This window comes from Pseudoselenomonas ruminantium (assembly GCF_900113715.1).
Classification (GTDB): Bacteria; Bacillota; Negativicutes; order Selenomonadales; family Selenomonadaceae; genus Selenomonas_A; species Selenomonas_A caprae.
The window spans coordinates 16,242-34,130 of the sequence record NZ_FOQK01000009.1 but is presented as its reverse complement, the minus strand read 5'-3'; the positions used below and the strand labels follow the sequence as shown (position 1 = coordinate 34,130).

Annotated in this window: 21 protein-coding genes and 1 riboswitch; of the genes, 1 reads left to right on the top strand and 20 read right to left on the bottom strand. The window is 53.2% G+C overall.

Features of this window, described 5'->3' with window-relative positions:
• Positions 1 to 77 precede the first annotated feature (77 nt).
• From BM181_RS06155 to BM181_RS06115, 9 genes are all read right to left on the bottom strand, one after another.
• Positions 78 to 467, bottom strand: a complete 390-nt coding sequence (locus BM181_RS06155; RefSeq protein WP_075443022.1) for a hypothetical protein — start codon at positions 465 to 467, stop codon at positions 78 to 80.
• A 145-nt stretch (positions 468 to 612) separates the two neighbouring features.
• Complete coding sequence (locus BM181_RS06150; RefSeq protein ID WP_075443020.1) at positions 613 to 1,098, bottom strand: hypothetical protein; 486 nt, start codon at positions 1,096 to 1,098, stop codon at positions 613 to 615.
• The gene (locus BM181_RS06145) at positions 1,098 to 1,484 is read right to left on the bottom strand and encodes a hypothetical protein (RefSeq protein ID WP_075443018.1); all 387 of its coding nucleotides are present in this window, start codon (positions 1,482 to 1,484) and stop codon (positions 1,098 to 1,100) included. Before BM181_RS06145 ends, BM181_RS06150 begins: the two co-directional genes overlap by 1 nt.
• A gap of 15 nt (positions 1,485 to 1,499) precedes the next feature.
• Positions 1,500 to 2,492, bottom strand: coding sequence for a DUF4280 domain-containing protein (locus BM181_RS06140; protein WP_075443016.1), 993 nt, complete (start codon positions 2,490 to 2,492; stop codon positions 1,500 to 1,502).
• Positions 2,493 to 2,496: 4 nt separating this feature from the next.
• Complete coding sequence (locus BM181_RS06135) at positions 2,497 to 3,030, bottom strand: hypothetical protein (RefSeq protein WP_075443014.1); 534 nt, start codon at positions 3,028 to 3,030, stop codon at positions 2,497 to 2,499.
• On the bottom strand, positions 3,023 to 4,099 hold the full coding sequence (locus tag BM181_RS06130) for a pentapeptide repeat-containing protein (RefSeq protein WP_075443012.1): 1,077 nt from the start codon (positions 4,097 to 4,099) through the stop codon (positions 3,023 to 3,025). Before BM181_RS06130 ends, BM181_RS06135 begins: the two co-directional genes overlap by 8 nt.
• A 14-nt stretch (positions 4,100 to 4,113) precedes the next feature.
• On the bottom strand, positions 4,114 to 5,508 hold the full coding sequence (locus BM181_RS06125; protein ID WP_075443010.1) for a hypothetical protein: 1,395 nt from the start codon (positions 5,506 to 5,508) through the stop codon (positions 4,114 to 4,116).
• A complete protein-coding gene (locus BM181_RS06120) occupies positions 5,505 to 6,056 on the bottom strand; it encodes a hypothetical protein (protein WP_075442982.1) in 552 nt (183 codons plus the stop codon). Before BM181_RS06120 ends, BM181_RS06125 begins: the two co-directional genes overlap by 4 nt.
• A gap of 177 nt (positions 6,057 to 6,233) precedes the next feature.
• Positions 6,234 to 6,449 carry a hypothetical protein gene (locus BM181_RS06115; protein WP_075442953.1) on the bottom strand — a complete coding sequence of 72 codons (216 nt, stop codon included), beginning with the start codon at positions 6,447 to 6,449 and terminating at the stop codon, positions 6,234 to 6,236.
• Between the two features lie 175 nt (positions 6,450 to 6,624).
• Here BM181_RS06115 and BM181_RS06110 point away from each other — a divergent pair, with 175 nt between their 5' ends.
• Complete coding sequence (locus BM181_RS06110) at positions 6,625 to 7,404, top strand: SDR family NAD(P)-dependent oxidoreductase (protein WP_075442951.1); 780 nt, start codon at positions 6,625 to 6,627, stop codon at positions 7,402 to 7,404.
• A gap of 54 nt (positions 7,405 to 7,458) precedes the next feature.
• Here BM181_RS06110 and BM181_RS06105 read toward each other — a convergent pair whose 3' ends face one another.
• From BM181_RS06105 to glmM, 11 genes are all read right to left on the bottom strand, one after another.
• Complete coding sequence (locus BM181_RS06105) at positions 7,459 to 7,614, bottom strand: FeoB-associated Cys-rich membrane protein (RefSeq protein WP_075442949.1); 156 nt, start codon at positions 7,612 to 7,614, stop codon at positions 7,459 to 7,461.
• Between the two features lie 53 nt (positions 7,615 to 7,667).
• Complete coding sequence (feoB, locus tag BM181_RS06100) at positions 7,668 to 9,563, bottom strand: ferrous iron transport protein B (protein WP_075442947.1); 1,896 nt, start codon at positions 9,561 to 9,563, stop codon at positions 7,668 to 7,670.
• Between the two features lie 58 nt (positions 9,564 to 9,621).
• Positions 9,622 to 9,846 (bottom strand): FeoA family protein, encoded by a 225-nt coding sequence (locus tag BM181_RS06095; protein WP_075428402.1) that lies wholly within the window; start codon positions 9,844 to 9,846, stop codon positions 9,622 to 9,624.
• 248 nt (positions 9,847 to 10,094) lie between these two features.
• Entirely contained in the window at positions 10,095 to 10,880 is a 786-nt protein-coding gene (locus tag BM181_RS06090; protein WP_075442945.1) for an ABC transporter ATP-binding protein, read from the bottom strand.
• A gap of 1 nt (position 10,881) precedes the next feature.
• Complete coding sequence (locus BM181_RS06085) at positions 10,882 to 11,886, bottom strand: FecCD family ABC transporter permease (protein ID WP_255449385.1); 1,005 nt, start codon at positions 11,884 to 11,886, stop codon at positions 10,882 to 10,884.
• Positions 11,883 to 12,836, bottom strand: coding sequence for an ABC transporter substrate-binding protein (locus BM181_RS06080; protein WP_075442943.1), 954 nt, complete (start codon positions 12,834 to 12,836; stop codon positions 11,883 to 11,885). Before BM181_RS06080 ends, BM181_RS06085 begins: the two co-directional genes overlap by 4 nt.
• 37 nt (positions 12,837 to 12,873) lie before the next feature.
• Complete coding sequence (gene cobI, locus BM181_RS06075) at positions 12,874 to 13,575, bottom strand: precorrin-2 C(20)-methyltransferase (protein WP_075442941.1); 702 nt, start codon at positions 13,573 to 13,575, stop codon at positions 12,874 to 12,876.
• Positions 13,576 to 13,702: 127 nt separating this feature from the next.
• A riboswitch (cobalamin riboswitch) is annotated at positions 13,703 to 13,876 on the bottom strand.
• Positions 13,877 to 14,043: 167 nt separating this feature from the next.
• A complete protein-coding gene (locus BM181_RS06070) occupies positions 14,044 to 15,174 on the bottom strand; it encodes a sodium ion-translocating decarboxylase subunit beta (RefSeq protein WP_075442939.1) in 1,131 nt (376 codons plus the stop codon).
• Between the two features lie 21 nt (positions 15,175 to 15,195).
• Positions 15,196 to 15,564, bottom strand: a complete 369-nt coding sequence (locus tag BM181_RS06065; RefSeq protein WP_075442937.1) for an OadG family protein — start codon at positions 15,562 to 15,564, stop codon at positions 15,196 to 15,198.
• Positions 15,565 to 15,709: 145 nt separating this feature from the next.
• Complete coding sequence (locus BM181_RS06060; RefSeq protein ID WP_075442934.1) at positions 15,710 to 16,510, bottom strand: sirohydrochlorin cobaltochelatase; 801 nt, start codon at positions 16,508 to 16,510, stop codon at positions 15,710 to 15,712.
• Positions 16,511 to 16,512: 2 nt separating this feature from the next.
• A complete protein-coding gene (glmM, locus tag BM181_RS06055; RefSeq protein ID WP_075442932.1) occupies positions 16,513 to 17,862 on the bottom strand; it encodes a phosphoglucosamine mutase in 1,350 nt (449 codons plus the stop codon).
• Positions 17,863 to 17,889: the final 27 nt, after the last annotated feature.

Below are 17,889 nucleotides of genomic sequence, written 5' to 3'. Positions count from 1 at the left end.
ATGAACCTTCTTTCACATTTACCAAGCTAAATCAATACGCCACATTTCTTTTCCAACTCAATCAAATATCACTTTGTCTATATGCCTTTATCATCACCATCATACATAAACCAAACAATAACCTTTGGCAATTCAGGATAAATGTGAATCAAAAAGTCGCCACTTTTATATCCCGCCCCCTCTTCCATATCAACATGTTGCCAGCCAGCAGATTCTAGTTTTTCTTGATAATGCCTTTCTAACACATCTTTTGTCGTTTCTACTTGATATTCTTTTACAATAACAACTGTTTTGAACTTTTCAAAGCTCCTATCAGTTATTTCCGCGGCATTTGGCGGAACCGCAACTTCTTTAAATACTCTCCACTCCTCTTGCTTACGTGTTTCATACTCATCATGATGCGAAACTACTATTCCCATCCCCCATAAAACAAAAATCACAAACGCAAATATGCCTATATATTTCATTTTAATCAATTCCTTAATTTCTTTATTTTTGACACTACATATCCATAATCAGTTTCATCATACAAGAAACATCTCGAGCCTATACCTTCAAATATAAACAGCATGAATATTAGCATTATGACATATTTCACATTCGTACCAATCCTTAATCTAAATAAACAACATCTCTTTTTTCGACAAACAAATTATTCCGTCGAATATATTTCAAGAAATTAATCACTGTACGGATGGAATAATTTGTTTTAAACACGATATACATATAATAATCATATCCAAAGTGCACCTCGACATTTTCATCGATTAATTTGCACCATAATTCTTCTCTTAGAACAGCTCTTGCCAGTTTGTCCACTTTCTCCTTGGTAATCACATCATTTTCATGCCATCTATCATCATCTTCATCAAAAAGTTCCAAACCATTTATATGCAAAACCATCGAAGGATATATTTCATATAGCATCCTAATAACATTCAAGTAGCTATTTTCAACTGCCAGATACTGTTCCTCCGTCAGCACCTCGCCCAAAAACTCTCTACCAATGTCATAGTACGATATCCATTCCTCTCGCTGGTAAAACCCGTTTTCATCCCGATATTTCAAGTCATATTTTGATACTCTTATACTAATCATTACAATCCCTTATCAGCACCAACATACAATAAACTAACTTCCACAAATGGCATGTCATATTCTATAAAAATAGCCAAATTATCCCGTCGATAGTGAACACCATCTTTATTTTCTATCCGTTCCCATCCTGTCGATGTTAATTTCTCTTGATAATATTTTTCTATTTGCTCTTCCGCTTGACTGACTTTATATTTCTTTATTATCGCGATAGTTTTGTACTTTTCATAACTCTTATCGCCTACTTCTATCGCATCAGGCGGTATTGCACATTCTTGGAACACAACTCTTTCTTCCTGTTTACGTGAATCATATATATCATGATTCATAAACACTTGTCCTATTCCTGTCAAAGCTACAAACAAAAAAACAATTACAATATATTTCATTTTCCCTCCATATATTTACCTATCACTAGGTATTACATTCTCGTAATTCGTTTTTTCATATAAATTACCAATACAAACAACTTCTCTAAGACTACCATTAACTCCAATACTTGGTACAGACAGCTTTATTTCACTACTTTCAGGCCCCCTTGGCAGTGTTCCTGAAATTCCTACTTGTAAACCATTTGATTGGTCTATTCCTACTGATACTCCACTTATTGCATCTATATACTTTTCACTACTACTATTATTTTTTAATACCGGCACATTCCCTTCACCAGCCGATATCTGCACTCTCCCCAATGACAGCCCACGTCCTACCGATACCTCACCCAAATCATATATGTTCCCCTTACGATCATAGATAACTCCCACACCAGCAGAAACATTGCCAAATACATTAGCACCAACTGTTGCCACACAATAATCGCCTGTCATTTCTTCAGGTTTAGGCGCCAGCCCCATTCCTATCATTTTTTTCAACGATTCTTTGACAAAATCCGCATGTCCCGTACCAGTTCTATCATTGTCTTCCCACTCACCAGTATCCGAGTCCATAGAAACCCCCATGCCGTCTTCGCCCATATAGCTGGAGTTTGAGTTTTCCTGTGCTTCTTGCAGTTCCTGCGCTTTTTTCTCGGCGTCTTCCTGTTCCTGCATTTTCTTCTGTACGTCTGCTGGCGGGTCGCAGAACGATATGGTGCCACCGTACATGCATTTGAGCTTGCTGTTTTCGGTCAGCGCCGGGGCCCCTTCAATCAAATGCTTCTTAGCCGTCGATTCCCATACCTTTGGGGTCAGCGGCCGGCATTGGCCGATTACCTTGCAGGAGCAGTAGCCACGGATATTCTTGTTCTCGCCCTCGTATCTATGGTCGTTCGCATTGAGCAGCGGATAGCCTGTCGTCATGGAAATCACGCCGTGATCGACGGGCAGGTTGATGTACTCCTCCCGCGAGCCTTTGTCGCACTTGGTAAAGTGATACGCCGTCATATATTCCTCAGCCATTTTTTCACCTGCTTTCTACAGAAGTAATTGTCAGCCCCATTGCCCCCTGACGCAGAATGGCCTCCACGGCGGTCAGCGAGGCCAGCCATAGCTGGCCGCCCGCCAGCGTGATATGCAGGAAGTGCCGGTTGGCGAGTTTCTCGCGCCGCAGGATGGGCGTAACCACCCGCCCCAGTTCCTGCTTGGTCTCCGCATGCAAGGCATCTTCCTCGGAAGGCAAAAACGGCACCCAGTAAAGCGGCATCGGCGCATCCAACCGGTTCTGCTCCTCAAAAAACTGCACCGACTTGCCGCGCAGCTCAGGCTGGAGCTGCTGCCATAGTTCAAACATTGCATTTTCCAGCATAAAAGTCGGTGCAAACAGGAAGTCGGGCATAAACATCGGTTCTTTGCGCGCATAATGCGTGACCGTATCCTCCAGGCGCAGAAAGCAATCGCCCCGCATGATGGGCGGATATTTCCTGCCCGTAAGTTCCGTTGCCTGTATCACATGATGGACAGACGTATCCTCTTGCAGCCAATACCACGGTTCAATCATCCTCTGCCTCCTGTTCTACCTGGATAAATCCTGCCTGCTCAAACTGGCACTCGCGCAGGGTTACCTCATCCTGCCAATCATCGCTGAACCGCGCCCACTGCAAGTCACACCGGTCAAACACGCATTTTTTCCACTGGCACTGCTGCCAACGTGCCCCTGGATATAGCCGTACCAAAGGCAGCGCCTTCGACTCCGGATTGGCATCACAGCCCGTAAAGGTGCAGCTGTAGAACTGACAGTCCTCAAACCGCACCGCAGCCAGATAGCAGTCCGTAAACGTTACATGATAAAACCGGCAGCCCACGAAAAGAGCATCCGTCAGATTCACCTGCTCCAACTGTACCGTCTCCCAGCGGCATTCCCAGAATCTTGCCTCGGTCAAGTCCTCCTGGCGGATTTCCCGGCCGCGGTAGATGCACCGGCGGAAGTCCACAGCCACCAGGCTTTTGGCCCCATGCAGGAAAATATCCTGCACTGGCACGGTGCGGTATAGCGGCTCCTGCCAGCCACGGTACTGGCCTAAAGACAGCTCGAAATTCTCCGGCCGTTCCAGCTCCGCCAGCTTCCCCTGTAGCAAAAGTTCTCTTGCCCAATAGTGCCAGTGACGGGTCAATAGATATACCACCTTTTCGATGGTCTGCGGAAACAACCGCTGTATCGCCGCAGCGGAATAATAGCGGGCAATCCAGCCCTCCTTAGCCAGTGCCTGCTGCACAAACGGCGTCCAATGCACCAGCAGTTCACTGACATCGATTGACGCCGTCAGCCATGGATCATGCGAATACCAGGCCTCATCGCCAAAGAACTCCACGCGTACCTGGGGTTTTTCCAGATAGATAGAGCTATATAGCAACGAACAGGTCAGGTAGCGGCAGGGCAGGCTTTTGCCCACCTGTTTTGCCTGCTGCTGCACGGCTGCTGCCTGATGCAAAATATCCGTCATGGCCGCCTGCCATTTCTGCCTGCACTTTGCCTCGCTGTCCCCGAGCCATTGATTCATCGCCTGCAGCATCTGCCGCTCGCTATCGTCATAGGATTCCTTTTTATATTCTTCCAGCGAAGAAAACATTGCCTTGCTCCTCCTCAGGTTATGATGACATTCTTGGCCCCTAGCACGACCTGGTCTTTCTTCATGGCCAGTTTCGAGTCGCCTGCCTGCAGGGTAATCCCCTCCTTGGCCAGCAGCGTCAGTTTTTTCTCCGCATTGAGCGTGACATTGGCATCTGACGACACATGGATATCCTGGGAAGAAACGATCTTGATGCCATCCCCCTGTGTGAGGTCGATAAAGATGCTCTGATGCTGGCACATGATGTAAATGCCGTCATCGGTCAATAGGATCTCCTTGCCGCCCGGTGCCTTGAAGCTCTTATTGCGCGTGTTCGCCGGCGGCGAGGCGTTGATGGAGCTGGCGGCAAAGGCCTCTGTCTCATTCTTGGAGGGAAACATGATGCGCACATAGTCATCCTTTTCCGGCATGACATACCAGCCACTGCCGTCACTGCTGGAATACGCCGTCGAGTACGGGAACCACCAGTCACCGCCGCTGTCATACTCTGGATCGATCTCAAAGAGATGCGCCTGTATCTGGTCGCGCTTTACCGCCTTGACCTGTGCCTTTAGCACACGGCCAGCGCAGTTGGTATTCTTCTGCACAGGCGCTACGAAGCCCGTCTCCCCGGTCAGCGAGTACGTCATCTGCATCAGGCCGTCTGAAAGCTCGGCATCCACCGTGCGGATGCGGTATTCCTTGCCGCCCAGCTCGACCTTGTCCCCAATCTGCCCATAGTCGTAAGAGCGCACCGTCAGCGCCGCAAAGTCCTGACGCATGACTTTGTTGCCATCCGCCAGATAGTTCTGGCTGACGCGTTGGAAATTCTTCTCCGAGCGTCCATAGCTGCAGCTGGCCGTATCGATGGACAGCGTCCGGCGCGGCGCCGGCAGGCCAAAGTATACCAAGGGCCTTGCGGCTGTGATGTCTGCGACGACCGGCACGTTGAACCGCGACGCCATGCGTTTGGTGAACGCCCAGTTGGTTTCATCCAGCTGCAGGATCAAGCCGCCGATAGCCTGGTCACTGCCCGTCACCTGCAGGGTACCTGCCTCCCCATAGGCCTGCTGCAAAATATCACCGTACCCTTTGCCCGTATTCTGATAGCTGCACGAACACTTGCGGATATCCAGCTGATAGCTCTTGTCCATAGCCTCTGCCACGAGCTGGCAGTACTCTGCCTGCTGCTTGACTTGTAGCGAGGTAACGATGCCGTCAAAGAACGTCACCTTCTCCGCATTGCCGCTCACGATTTTCAGTTCCCTGCTGTCCTCGGCCCGCGTGATATACCGCTGGCCCAGCTCCGCAGGCACCTCGCCCACCACGCGCGCCGTGCCATGCTCATTCGGCTCATGGTGGATGGTCACCTGCAGAATCCGCGCAAAGTCAATTCCCTCCACCTTGATATTGGTATGCTGGGTGCTCATTCCTTGCCGCCTTCTTTCTTCGTCAGATCACAATAGGAGCCGATGATTTCCTCCGCCAGCGGCACCATCCACTCGCTGTCCTTGAGCGAGAAATGCAGACTGCCGACAAGCATGTGCCCACCCAGCGAACTCAGGAACATAATCTGATAGACCTTCTCCAAAAGCGTCTCATGCGCATACGCCAAAACGCCCAGCGGAGCATTCTGGGCCTGCATGATTTTTGCCGACAGCAGCTGGGCGTTATGGGCGCTATAGGGAAATACTTTTTTCATGATGTCCATGCCTGCATCGAGCTGCGCATCTGCAAGCCGCGTCCCGGTCAGCTTGAGCCCCACGACAAAGCAGCCCTGCTCGTTGCTATAAAGCTCGCCGGGTGCATCGCTTACCGCATAGAGCTTACGCCTAGTGGCCTCATCAAGCAGGATAAAATCCTCGGGCATGACCAGCGAAACCTTGCCGTCCAGGACAGTCTTTCGTGAAAAGACCGTCTTGCGGTCATGCAGCATTACGCATGGATCATAGATGGATGGTTTATTTACATTACTCATGTCTTCCTCCCGGAAATCGTATCTATCATAAGTGAAAGCATTTATCACCTTCCTATCGTACTACTGCATACCAAGAAAATTCTGAGAGCAGCATGGCATTTCGATTAAAATAAAAAAAGTGCTGATGCACAGTGAATCCTCACTTGTGCATCAGCACTTTTGTCTCTATCTATCGTCTTATGCTTCCTTGAGCTTGCGACGAATCTTATCCTGATTCAGTTTTGAGAGGCTGCCAGCCATCCCCAGCACGTACAGTCCATTCTTGAGCCTCAGCAGGATTCCTGTCCTGCCATTATCCGTCTCAATCACCCCTTTCATCTCGGAGTCCTCAGGTAAAGGTCTGTCGCCCCAGAACAACGACTTTGACATGTTTCTCACTTTGCTGATCCTCATACTGTAACCTCCCATAATTTAATTGTCCGGCAAGCATGTATCCTGCTTACCTGGTTACTCTTCGGCAAAAGATTTTGTTCTCCTGCTGTAACTGTCCTAATTCTAAAACGATTTACTGAATTCTGGCTGAATTTACGCTATAATGGAGATTAGAAAACACGAAAGGACTGTACGCATGAATATTGCAATCATTACCGGCGCCTCCAGCGGACTTGGCCGTGAGTACGCCCGCCAGCTCGCCCAGGATGACTCCATCGAAGAATTTTGGCTGATTGCCCGCCGCGAGGAGCGGCTTACGGCCCTCAAGGAAGAGCTGGCCCCGAAGGCCTGCCGCCTGTTCCCCTTGGATCTCACAGAGCCGGACAGCTTTGCCCGCATCGAAAAACAGCTGGCGGCAAATACAGGGCTTGAAGTCCGCTGGCTGATCAATGCCGCCGGTTTTGGCCGCATCGGCAGCTGCTCGGAAATCGATACCGCTACGACCGCCCGCCTGGTCGATCTCAACTGCCGTGCAGCTGTCACGCTGACGCAGCTTGCTCTGCCCTTTATGTCAGCGGGCAGTCATATCCTTGAGATCTGTTCTTGTGCCGCCTTCCAGCCGATTCCTTTTCTCACGGCTTATGCAGCCAGCAAAGCCTTCCTGTTGAGCTACAGCCGTGCACTCGGGCAGGAACTTGCACCACAGCATATCGATGTCACGGCGGTCTGCCCGTACTGGATCAAAGATACAGAGTTCGTCACTGAGGCCCGCAAGACTGACCGGCAGGGCCTTTTCCACAGCCTGCCGTTTGCCAGCACGCAGGCCGAGATTGCCGAGCGCTCGCTGCGCGCCGCCCGCAATCATATCAAAGTCTGCACGCCGGATGCCATCTCTTTCCTGCACCGCATCTTCGCTTCAATCCTGCCGCATAGTCTGTTGATCCAGGCCAGCGAGCTCTACCGCCGCCTCCGTTGAACAACAAAGAGGAGCCTGGGACGAAATGTCCCGGGCTCCTCTTTTGTTATCCGCTTATTTCTTATCCGTCAGGGAATGGCATCCCGAGCAGCAGCTGCAATCCGAGCTGCCGCAGCAGTCTTCCTTGCCATCACGGAAATTGCGGTACACGTGACGAACGGCGAAGTACAGCGCTACGGCCAAAACCGCGCCGACAATATAGGTTGCCATATCTATCCCTCCTAGTCGAAATTCCGGTACCTGTTATATGGAGTAGTTATCCATCAAAAGCCCAGCAGACGGCCGCCCTGGTAAACCACGAGCGATACAGCCCAGGCAATCACGAACATATAGACAGCCGAGAATGCCATCCATTTCCAGCCGCCAGCCTCTTTCTTGATCGTACCAAGAGCCGTGACACACGGCGTATAGAGCTGGGAGAAAATCATGAAGGCAAAAGCCGACAAAGCCGTGAAGCTCGTAGCCATGCCCGTATCGAGCATCGTGCCAGCCGACTCAACAGCATCAGCTGCCTCCGTCGATACATCGGCAGCGCCATAGAGGACACCGATGGTTGCGACAACGGTCTCTTTAGCCATGATGCCCGACAGAAGGGCTGCACCAGACTCCCAGGTATCAAAGCCATGGAATACGAACAGCGTCGACATCCAGCCGCCCAGCGTAGCAAGAATCGACTCGTCGATCTCGCACGGGCCCTCGAAGTTGTAGTTCGACATAACCCAGAGCAGGACCGAAGCAGCAAAGATAATCGTACCAGCTTTTACGAGATACCCTTTACCTTTATCCCAGGTCTCAAGCAGTACAGATTTCATATCCGGCATACGGTACGGCGGAAGCTCCAACAGGAACGTCGAGCCCTTATCCTTGAACAACGTGGAGCCAAGGCCCTTGGCCGCTACGATTGCCATGACCACACCGATGATGTACATGGAGAAAACGATATTAGCCGCATTATCAGGGAAGAACATCGCCGCAAACAGTGCCATGATTGGCAGCTTGGCGCCGCAAGTCAAGAACGGCGTAACGAGAATCGAAACCATGCGGTCTTTCTCCGAATCGAGTGCTCTAGCACCCATGACTGCCGGAACACCGCAGCCAAAGCCCATCATCAGCGGCATGATGCCTTTGCCCGTAAGGCCGCAGCGGCGCATGATCGGGTCCATGATGAAGGCGATACGCGCCATATAGCCCGTACCATCGAGGAACGACAGGCAGAAGAACAGCACGAAGATCAGCGGTACGAAGGTCAGCACGGCGCCAACACCACCGATGATGCCATCGCAGATCAGCGATACCATCCACTCAGCAACACCGGCATCCGTCAGCGTGTCCGTTGCAAATTCGAGGAAATCCTCATTGATCAGCGAGTCAAGACCATCAGCAATCGGCTGGCCAATCCACTCAAAAGTAATCTGGAAAACAGCATACATGATAGCTAAAAAGAGTGGTAAAGCCAGAACGCCATTGGCCAGGACGCGATCAACCTTCTCCGAGAACGTGGCGCCCATGTTCTTGACCGTGACTGCCTCCGCCATGACCTGATCGATCAAAGCATAACGCGCTTCGATGATTGCTTCCTGCTTGGCATCAGCCGTCTTGTTGCTGGCCTCGATTTCCTGCACCTTGAGGATATGATCTTTGACGAGCTGGCTCGGCTCATAGTTTGCCATGACCGTCGACGTGAATACATCGAGCAGCTTTTTCGTGCTCTTGCTGCTGCGGCCAACAGTCTGGACGACCGGCATTCCCAGAGCATCCTCGAGCTTGCGGCAGTCGATCTTGATGCCGCGGCGCTCCGCATCATCCTGCATATTGAGGTCAATCAGGAGAGAAATGCCTTTTTCGAGCAGCTGTACCGTCAGGAACAGATTACGCTCGATGTTCGAGCTGTCGACAACGTCCATGACGAGGTCAAGTTTATTGGTCGTGAGATAATCGATGACGATTTTCTCCTCCGGGGAGCGTGCGTTGACGCTGTACGTTCCCGGCAGGTCAACGATGGAAATCGCACGGTCATTGTGGCGGGTGTAACCAACCTTCTTGTCGACCGTGACGCCCGGCCAGTTACCGATTTTCTGGCGGGCACCTGTGAGCTCATTGAATATCGTCGATTTACCGGTATTCGGGTTACCGGTCAGTGCTACTGCTAATGTTGCCATTTTGTATCAATCGTCTCCTTTGAACTTCCTATTTGACTGGTCAATTGACGGGTCAAACTCAGCCGACCTGCTCTACCGTAACCTTCTCCGCATCCGCGCGGCGAAGTGCCAGATTGTAGGAGCGGACACCAATCGCGATGGGATCGCCCAGCGGTGCCGAACGCAGGACCTTTACCTTGGTTCCCGGCGTGAGCCCCATGGTCATAAGGCGTTCCTTCAGCTCACTGTCGCCAATCTGCTGGATTTTCAGCGTCATGCCAGTTTTGCCATCTTTCAAAGTCAAATCAAAAACCTCCCCATAAACTTCCACAGCCAGGCATATTGGCCTTGCTGATAATGATATTGTTTATCTTTGAGTATGATAACTCATATCATCTTCAATTGTCAAGGATTATCATTTATATTTGAGACATTTTTTCATTTTCTTTTCATTAAATTCTCATCAATACAAAATCCCCGCTGTTCTGGGCGCAAACACGCACAAAACAGCGGGGATCCGATTATTCGCTTCTATATATATGGCACAGGCCGTCAATCTCTCACCAGGCCCACCGGCGATAACACCGCCGCTCCCTGACTATTCACGAAAACATCGGCCTTCACATGGAAGACTTCAGCCAGCATGTCCACGGTCAGGATGTCCTGTGGCCGCCCCTGCGCTGCTATGTGATGACCGGTCAATACGGCAATCTCATCAGCATACTGGAGCGCGTGGTTGATATCGTGCAGCACCATGATGACAGTCATGCCATAATCGCGATTGATTTTAGCGACTATGTCCATGACCTCCAGCTGATGGGCAATATCGAGATACGTCGTTGGCTCGTCAAGCAGCAGGATCTCTGGCTGCTGGGCAAGCGCCATCGCCAGAAACGCCCGCTGCCGCTCACCGCCCGATAACGTCTGTACCTGACGCGCCGCGAATTGCTCCGTATGCGTGACTGCCATCGCCCACTCGACCGCCTCGCGATCTGCCTTGGCATCGCTGGCACGAAACCAGCTGCGATACGGAAAGCGCCCATAGTCTACCAGCTGCTGCACGGTCGTATCAGGCGGTGCCGTCGCGCCTTGCGGCAGGATGGCCAGCCTGCGCGCGATATCCCGCCGTGAAAGCCTGCGGATATCCACCGCATCGAGCTGGACGCTGCCCGTATAGTCCGTGCGCAGTCCCGCCGCCGTCTTCAGCAGCGTCGACTTGCCCGCCCCATTCGGTCCGATGATTGCCGTGCGCTTTCCTGCCGCAAAGTCAATCGATAAATCATGCAGGATGTCCTTATGCGCAATCCTGACGCTCAGATTGTTGATGGAAAGTGTCATATCAAAGCTCCCTTCTGAGCAGGAACAGGAAGAACGGCGCGCCGAGCACTGCCATGATGATACCAACAGGCAGCTCTACCGGTGCAAAGGCCGTGCGCGCAAACGTATCGCTAAACATCACGACCGCTGCGCCTAAAAGAGCAGCTGCCGGCAGCAGGAAGCGATAGTCCGAGCCCACCAGCAGCCGCGCAGCATGGGGGACAATAAGGCCGACAAATCCCAATAGACCGACCACTGACACGGCACTTGCCGCGAGCAATGCCGCGACCGCCGTCGCCAAAAGCCGCGTCCGTTCCACGGACAGGCCAAGACCGCGGGCCAGCTCATCCCCGAGCTGGAGAATATTGAGCTGCCGCGCGAGTACCAGCGCCAGCACCAGCCCGGCCAGCGTATAGGGCCAAAGCAGCTCGACATGCGGCCAGCTGCGCGCCGACAGTCCGCCGACCATCCACATCAGCGCACTATGGACCCTGTCACTGTAAAAAATCATCATCGCCGAAATCCCTGCGCCGAAAAAGGCTGACACAGCGACACCCGCCAGGATGATGCGGATTGGCCGGATACCGTTCTTCCAGGCCAGCAGATAAATGAGCATCGCTGCTCCCATCGCTCCGGCAAACGCCACTGGCATGATAAGCCAGCTGTGTTCCGGCAGTGCGAGCATGATGACAATGCCCGCCAGCCCTGCCCCCGATGATATGCCGATGATATGCGGATCAGCCAGCGGATTTTTCATGATGGCCTGCAAGATAGCTCCCGACAGCGACAGATTGATGCCGACAAAAGCCGCGACGATAGTGCGTGGCAACCGGATATTCATCAGGATCTGCTGATGGGTGCCAGCACTGTCCCCTAAAAGCGCAGCGGCAATCTCTGCCAATGGAATGGGAACGGAACCTTTCATTATGCTGATGATGCCGCCCAGACATGCCAAAACGGCAAATACCACTAATAGTGATATCCGCCGCTTTACCAGACGGTCCGATTCAGCCGGCATTTTTTTCATTTGGCAAACACCTCAGGATAAACGCATCTGGCCATCGCCTCGACGGCCTCCGGATAATGGATGCCGGGGCTCAACAGGAAAAGATCCTGCGGCAAATAGTAGACACGCCCCTCACGTACAGCCGCGACCGACTGCCAGGCAGGGCTGCCCTTCATCGTTGCATCCATCTCGCTCTTGATGGCATCCAGCTTGCCCATGCTTGTGACAAAGATGAGCTCCGGATTCTGCGCGACGAGATTTTCCAGACTATACGGCGCTGCATCGGGATTCTTCTCCAGCGGTGCCGTGCCACTTGCTACATTCTCCCAGCCCAGCATCTTCGCCACTGATCCGGCAATGCTGCCCTCAAGCTGTACCGTAAGGCCCTGGCTTGTGCTATGGATGACGGATACGCGGCGCTTGTCCTGCGGAATCTTATCCTTGACCGACTGGATTTTCGCATCCATGTCAGCGATCAGCTTATCGCCTTTGTCCTTGGCGCCCGTCACCTGCGCCAGGATGCCGACCTCGCGCTTGACATCCTCATAGCTCTTCATATCGAGCACCAAAGTACGGATGCCATTGCTCTCCAGCGCATCGACGAGCTTCTCGTTCATACCCTTATTGACAATGACAAGATCCGGCTCACAGGCCAGCACTTTCTCGGCATCAATCTGATAGACCTTACCGACGCTGGTGAGCTCCTTGGCGTAATCCGGCATCTTGGTCTTGGAATCCGGACGGCCGACAACCAATGCTGCGCCATCGACGGCCTCCAATGGCTCCAAAAACGATGCTGAGGTCACGACAATACGCTTCGGCTTTTGGGGAAGCACGACCTCGCGGCCCAAATCATCGGTAATGACCGCATACGCCTTGGCGGAACTGCCGTCCGTGGCAGCAGGCTGCGGGCCACAGCCCGCTGCCAGCATAACTAGTGCCGCCATAAGCAAGAACAGGATTTTTTTCATGATAGAAAACTTCCCTTCTATATATCAACCATCCCGCTTAGTTTTTCCGCGTCAGGATAGTCGATAAGTAATTCAGTTTTTCCTCTTTATGTGCCTCGATGTCCTCGATGATGCGTTCATCGGGCAAACCAGCGCGGCTTACGAGCACATCCTGCTTGGCCATATCGTTACGGCCCAGCATATCCGTGATTTCAGCAAAATTCTTGTACACCTTCATGAGCACGACATTATCGGCCGACTGTACAGCTTTTTCGACCTTCTCCGGCGAAGCTGTTGCCGGCACGATGCTAAGCACATCATCGCCCTCGACGATCGGATACCCCATCTGGCTGCCGATTGCCGCAAATGCCGGAATGCCCGGGATTGTCTGGATTTCGATATCTTCATGCTCCAGCAAGCGGTAAACATAGATGTATGTGCTATAAAACATCGGATCGCCGAGCGTCAGGAAAGCCACATTCTTGCCCGCCTTCAAAAGCGCCAGGATTTCCTTCTTATTCGACTCCCAGGCATCGGTATTGTTTTCGGCAAACCCTTTGATCATCGGGAATACCTGATAGACAATCTCGATATCCTTCTTCAGATATGGTTTGGCAATCGAAAGCGCCACACTGCCATCCTTCTTCTCTGTCTTCGGCGCAATCAGCACATCAACCTTCTCGATGGCACGGATTGCCTTGATTGTCAAGAGCTCCGGATCGCCAGGGCCCACACCAATACCATAAAAAATTCCGCTCATACTTCTGATAACCTCCACCTGCTACTTGGTTTACACCATAAAAAAAGCCTTCTCCACGCAGAGAAGGGACTCCACTATACGCCGAATCCCCTCCCCATCGTTCGTAGGTGCGAAAGCCTGCACTTTCACGGTGATTTTCAGACTGGCAGTTCTCCTGACTCTGCCTCATCAAACCTCAAGCCTTCCCAGCAAACTGCCAGTGACATATTATGAGATTCTCCGCATTACAGTGGCGTGACCGTACCGGCATCGCACCGGTTTCTCTATTAAGCCTCACGGCACCCGTCCATTTACAAATTTTACACCGATGCATACGGCCTGTCAATCGACAGCACTGGCACCTTTATGTTCAAATTGCAGAGTGTCCGTAAGCGCAGAAATCAGAAAGAACGCAGAAACCTGCAATTCGGTAAAGCAAAAGCCCGCTGACTCATATCTTGAATCAGCGGGCTTACCTATTCTATGAACTTATTTGAGCATAGCCAGCATCGTACCAGCAGCTACTGCCGTACCGATGACGCCAGCAACGTTCGGGCCCATGGCATGCATGAGCAGGTAGTTGCCCGGTTTTGCCTTCATGCCAACCACCTGGCTGACGCGTGCTGCCATCGGCACTGCCGATACACCAGCCGAGCCGATCAGCGGGTTGATCTTCCAGCCGGACACACGGCACATGATCTTGCCGAACAGGACACCGCCAGCCGTACCAGCGATGAAAGCCACAAGGCCAAGGCCGATGATCATGAGCGTCTGTGGAACGAGGAAGTCATCGGCATTCATCGTCATACCAGTACCCGTTGCGAGGAAAATCGTAACGATGTTGCAGAGCGAATTCTGGGCCGTATCCGAGAGGCGGTCCATGACGCCGGACTCACGGAACAGGTTGCCGAGCATCAGGCAGCCAAGCAGCGACGCGATTGGCGGCAGCAGCAGGCTGATGACGATTGCAGCAACGATTGGGAAGCAGACACGCTCGAACTTCGTGACCGGGCGCAGCTGCTCCATGGCCACCTCACGCTCTTTCTGCGTCGTGAGGAGCTTCATGATCGGCGGCTGGATCAGCGGAACCAGCGACATGTAGGAGTAAGCGGCTACGGCAATCGCGCCCAGGAGGTGCGGTGCCATCTGGATGGAAAGATAGATAGCCGTCGGGCCATCAGCACCACCGATGATGCCGATAGCGCCAGCTTCCTGTACGTTGAAGCCCAGGAGCATTGCGCCGACGAGGGCGACGAAGACACCGATCTGTGCAGCTGCCCCCAGGAGCAGCGTAACCGGACGGGCGAGCAGCGGGCCGAAGTCCGTCATCGCACCGATGCCCAGGAAGATCAGCGGCGGGAAAATCTCATTGGCGATACCATAGTGGATAGCCTGCATAAGGCCCGGCTCCGTAAAGAAGCCCGTGCGCGGGAAGTTTGCCAGCACGCAGCCGAAGGCGATCGGCCCCAGGAGCAGCGGCTCAAACTCCTTGACAATGGCCATATAGAGCAGCAACAGACCCACGAGGATCATGATGCCATTGCCCATGGTGAATGCCGAAAAACCGCTGTCAGCCCAAACCGACTGCAGGGAAACGGCAAATGCATTCAAAAGTTCCATAATATTTCCTCCTTCCCTGCCTTAGCCCCGGTTTGCCATCTGTGCACGGCCGGAATTTTTCCAAGCATCACGCGGCAACGGGCGAATCGCACGAACCTGCTCCATGCCATAGCCATAGCTGGCAATCGCTGCAGCGATGACGGCGACGATCTCCGGGGAAATCCCCTCCTCGGCAGCTGCCGTCCCGGCTGCCGGCGCGCTTTCCACAGGCGCAGCAGCTGCTTCTGCCGGTGCTGGTGCGGCCTCTTCCTGCTTTTCCTGTTTCGGTTTCGTCGGATCGATGATGTGGATCAGATTGATGACAAGACCCAAAACCGTCAGAACCAGGAATACGACCGTCATGTTGATCAGCATGATGATCAAAGGATTCGTTGTTACTGGATGTGACATACACTCACCTCATTCAAATTAAACGATAATGCCTATATTGGGGGCTGTTGGTTAATTTATATTATAGAGGAATTTTCAAAAAATAAAAATATTTATATCGAATTCATATGATAGCCGAAAGTTATCCGAAAATTCCTCTTATCTTTTACCATTTGGCTGCTGCCAGCGCCTGGCGCACCTTCTGGGCATAGAGTGCCCGGAAGGCTGGATGCTCACCCAGGCCGCGCATATCCGTCCGCACCGCAAAGCCTGCTGCCACGAGCTGGCTTTGCCAGGAGTCCGGATTGCTGCCGGCCATATCACGCGTGACATGGCTGCCGCCGGAGAGGAGCAGCGGGGCCAGCAGCAGCTTCCTGCTGCCGCGCTGCCGCAGGCGCTCCCTGACCATCGCCAGGTTCGGCGTATCCATCGGCTCCAGCACGCCGACATGCACCGGCAGCTGGCGGTCATCTGCCACCTGCTGCAGACGCTCATAAACCGGATTGTGCCGGTGCGGCGAGCCATGCCCGAACAGCACGAGCTCTTCCCCAGGCATAAGGCCCAGCGCCGGCAGGACAGCATCCAGCACGCGCCCATAGTCCGCCGGTTCTGCGAACACAGGCTGGCCGACGGCAAGCCCCGCAGGAAACAGCGCAGCTGCCTCATCGGCGGCCGCGCAGACCTTGTGGTCAAACTCCTCGCCAGGCGTCAGGTGAGACGGCTGTACCAGCACTCGCGCAAAGCCAGCATCTGCCAGCTGCGTCAGCAGCTCCGGCAGGCTGAAGGCCTGCACGCCCGCAGCCACAAGACGCTTGCGGATAAAATTCGACGTGTACGCCTGATATACCTGCCAAGCGGGAAATTCCTGCTGCAAAAGCGCTGCCGCTGCATCAAGGCTGGCGGCACGCGCAGCTGCATCGCTGACGCCAAAGCTGGCCAGAACCAGCGCCTGTTTCTGACCGGTCAATTTCAGCCCTGCTCTTTCTTGACGACATCGGCGATGCGATGGCAGATGACATCAAGCTGTGCCTGATCCGGGCCCTCAGCCATGACGCGGATCAGCGGCTCCGTGCCGGACGGACGGACGAGGATGCGGCCGTCGCTGCCCAGCTCCTTGTTGCCCTCATCGATGGCCGCCTTGATTGCTTCATTATCCTCCCAGCCCTCTTTCGTAGCCACGCGGACGTTGACAAGCAGCTGCGGATACGTCGTCATGAGGTTCGTGAGATCCGATGCCTTGCGGCCGCTGCGCTTGACCGAAGCCAGCACCTGCAGCGCCGTGATGGGACCGTCGCCCGTCGTGCTGTAATCCGTGAAGATGATGTGGCCGGACTGCTCGCCGCCGATCTTGTAGCCGTTCTTGAGCATGTTCTCAAGGACATAGCGGTCGCCAACCTGCGTGATCTCGACACGTCCGCCAGCTTCTTTGATGGCCTTGTGGAAACCGATATTGGCCATGACCGTCGACACGACCGTGTTGTACGGCAGCGTGCCCTTCTTCATCATATCCTGTGCGCACATGACGAGGATGTGGTCGCCATCAATAATCTGGCCTTTCTCGTCCACGCAGAGGCAGCGGTCGGCATCGCCATCGTGCGCAATGCCAAAGTCCGCACCATTTTCAAGGACTGCCTTCTGCAGCGACTCCATATGCGTCGAGCCGCAGTTCTCATTGATGTTGACACCGTTCGGCAGCGCATGGATGACCTTTACCTTCGCGCCGAGCGAACGAAGCACCTTCGGCATGACCTCATAGGCTGCACCATTTGCACAGTCAAGGACAATCTTCATGCCATCGAAACGCTCCTGGCAGGTGCTCTCAACAAACTCGATGTACTGGTTCAGCAGATCCGTGCGGTATTCGATATGACCGATGCGGTCGCCAGTCGGACGGGCAAAGTTATCATCGTTTTCGAGCTGATGCACGATGACCTCGAGCTCATCCTCGACAGCATCCGGCAGTTTGTAGCCGTCGCCACCGAAGAACTTGATGCCGTTGTCGTGGAACGGGTTATGGGATGCCGAGATGACGATACCGGCTTTGGCCTTGTGGCGGCGAGCCAGATAAGCGATAGCTGGCGTCGGAATGATGCCGGCGAGCATCGCACGGCCACCAGCCGAGCAGATACCTGCCGTAAGTGCCGCCTCGAACATCTCACCGGAAAGGCGCGTGTCGCGGCCAATCAGGATCAGCGGCTGCTCCTCGGAATCCTTGCCGAAATAAATCGTAGCTGCACGGCCAAGGCGATAGGCCATCTCCGGCGTCAGAACCGAATTTGCCTCACCGCGGACACCATCCGTACCAAACAATCTTGCCATAATATAATATCCTCCTATTTCGCAATA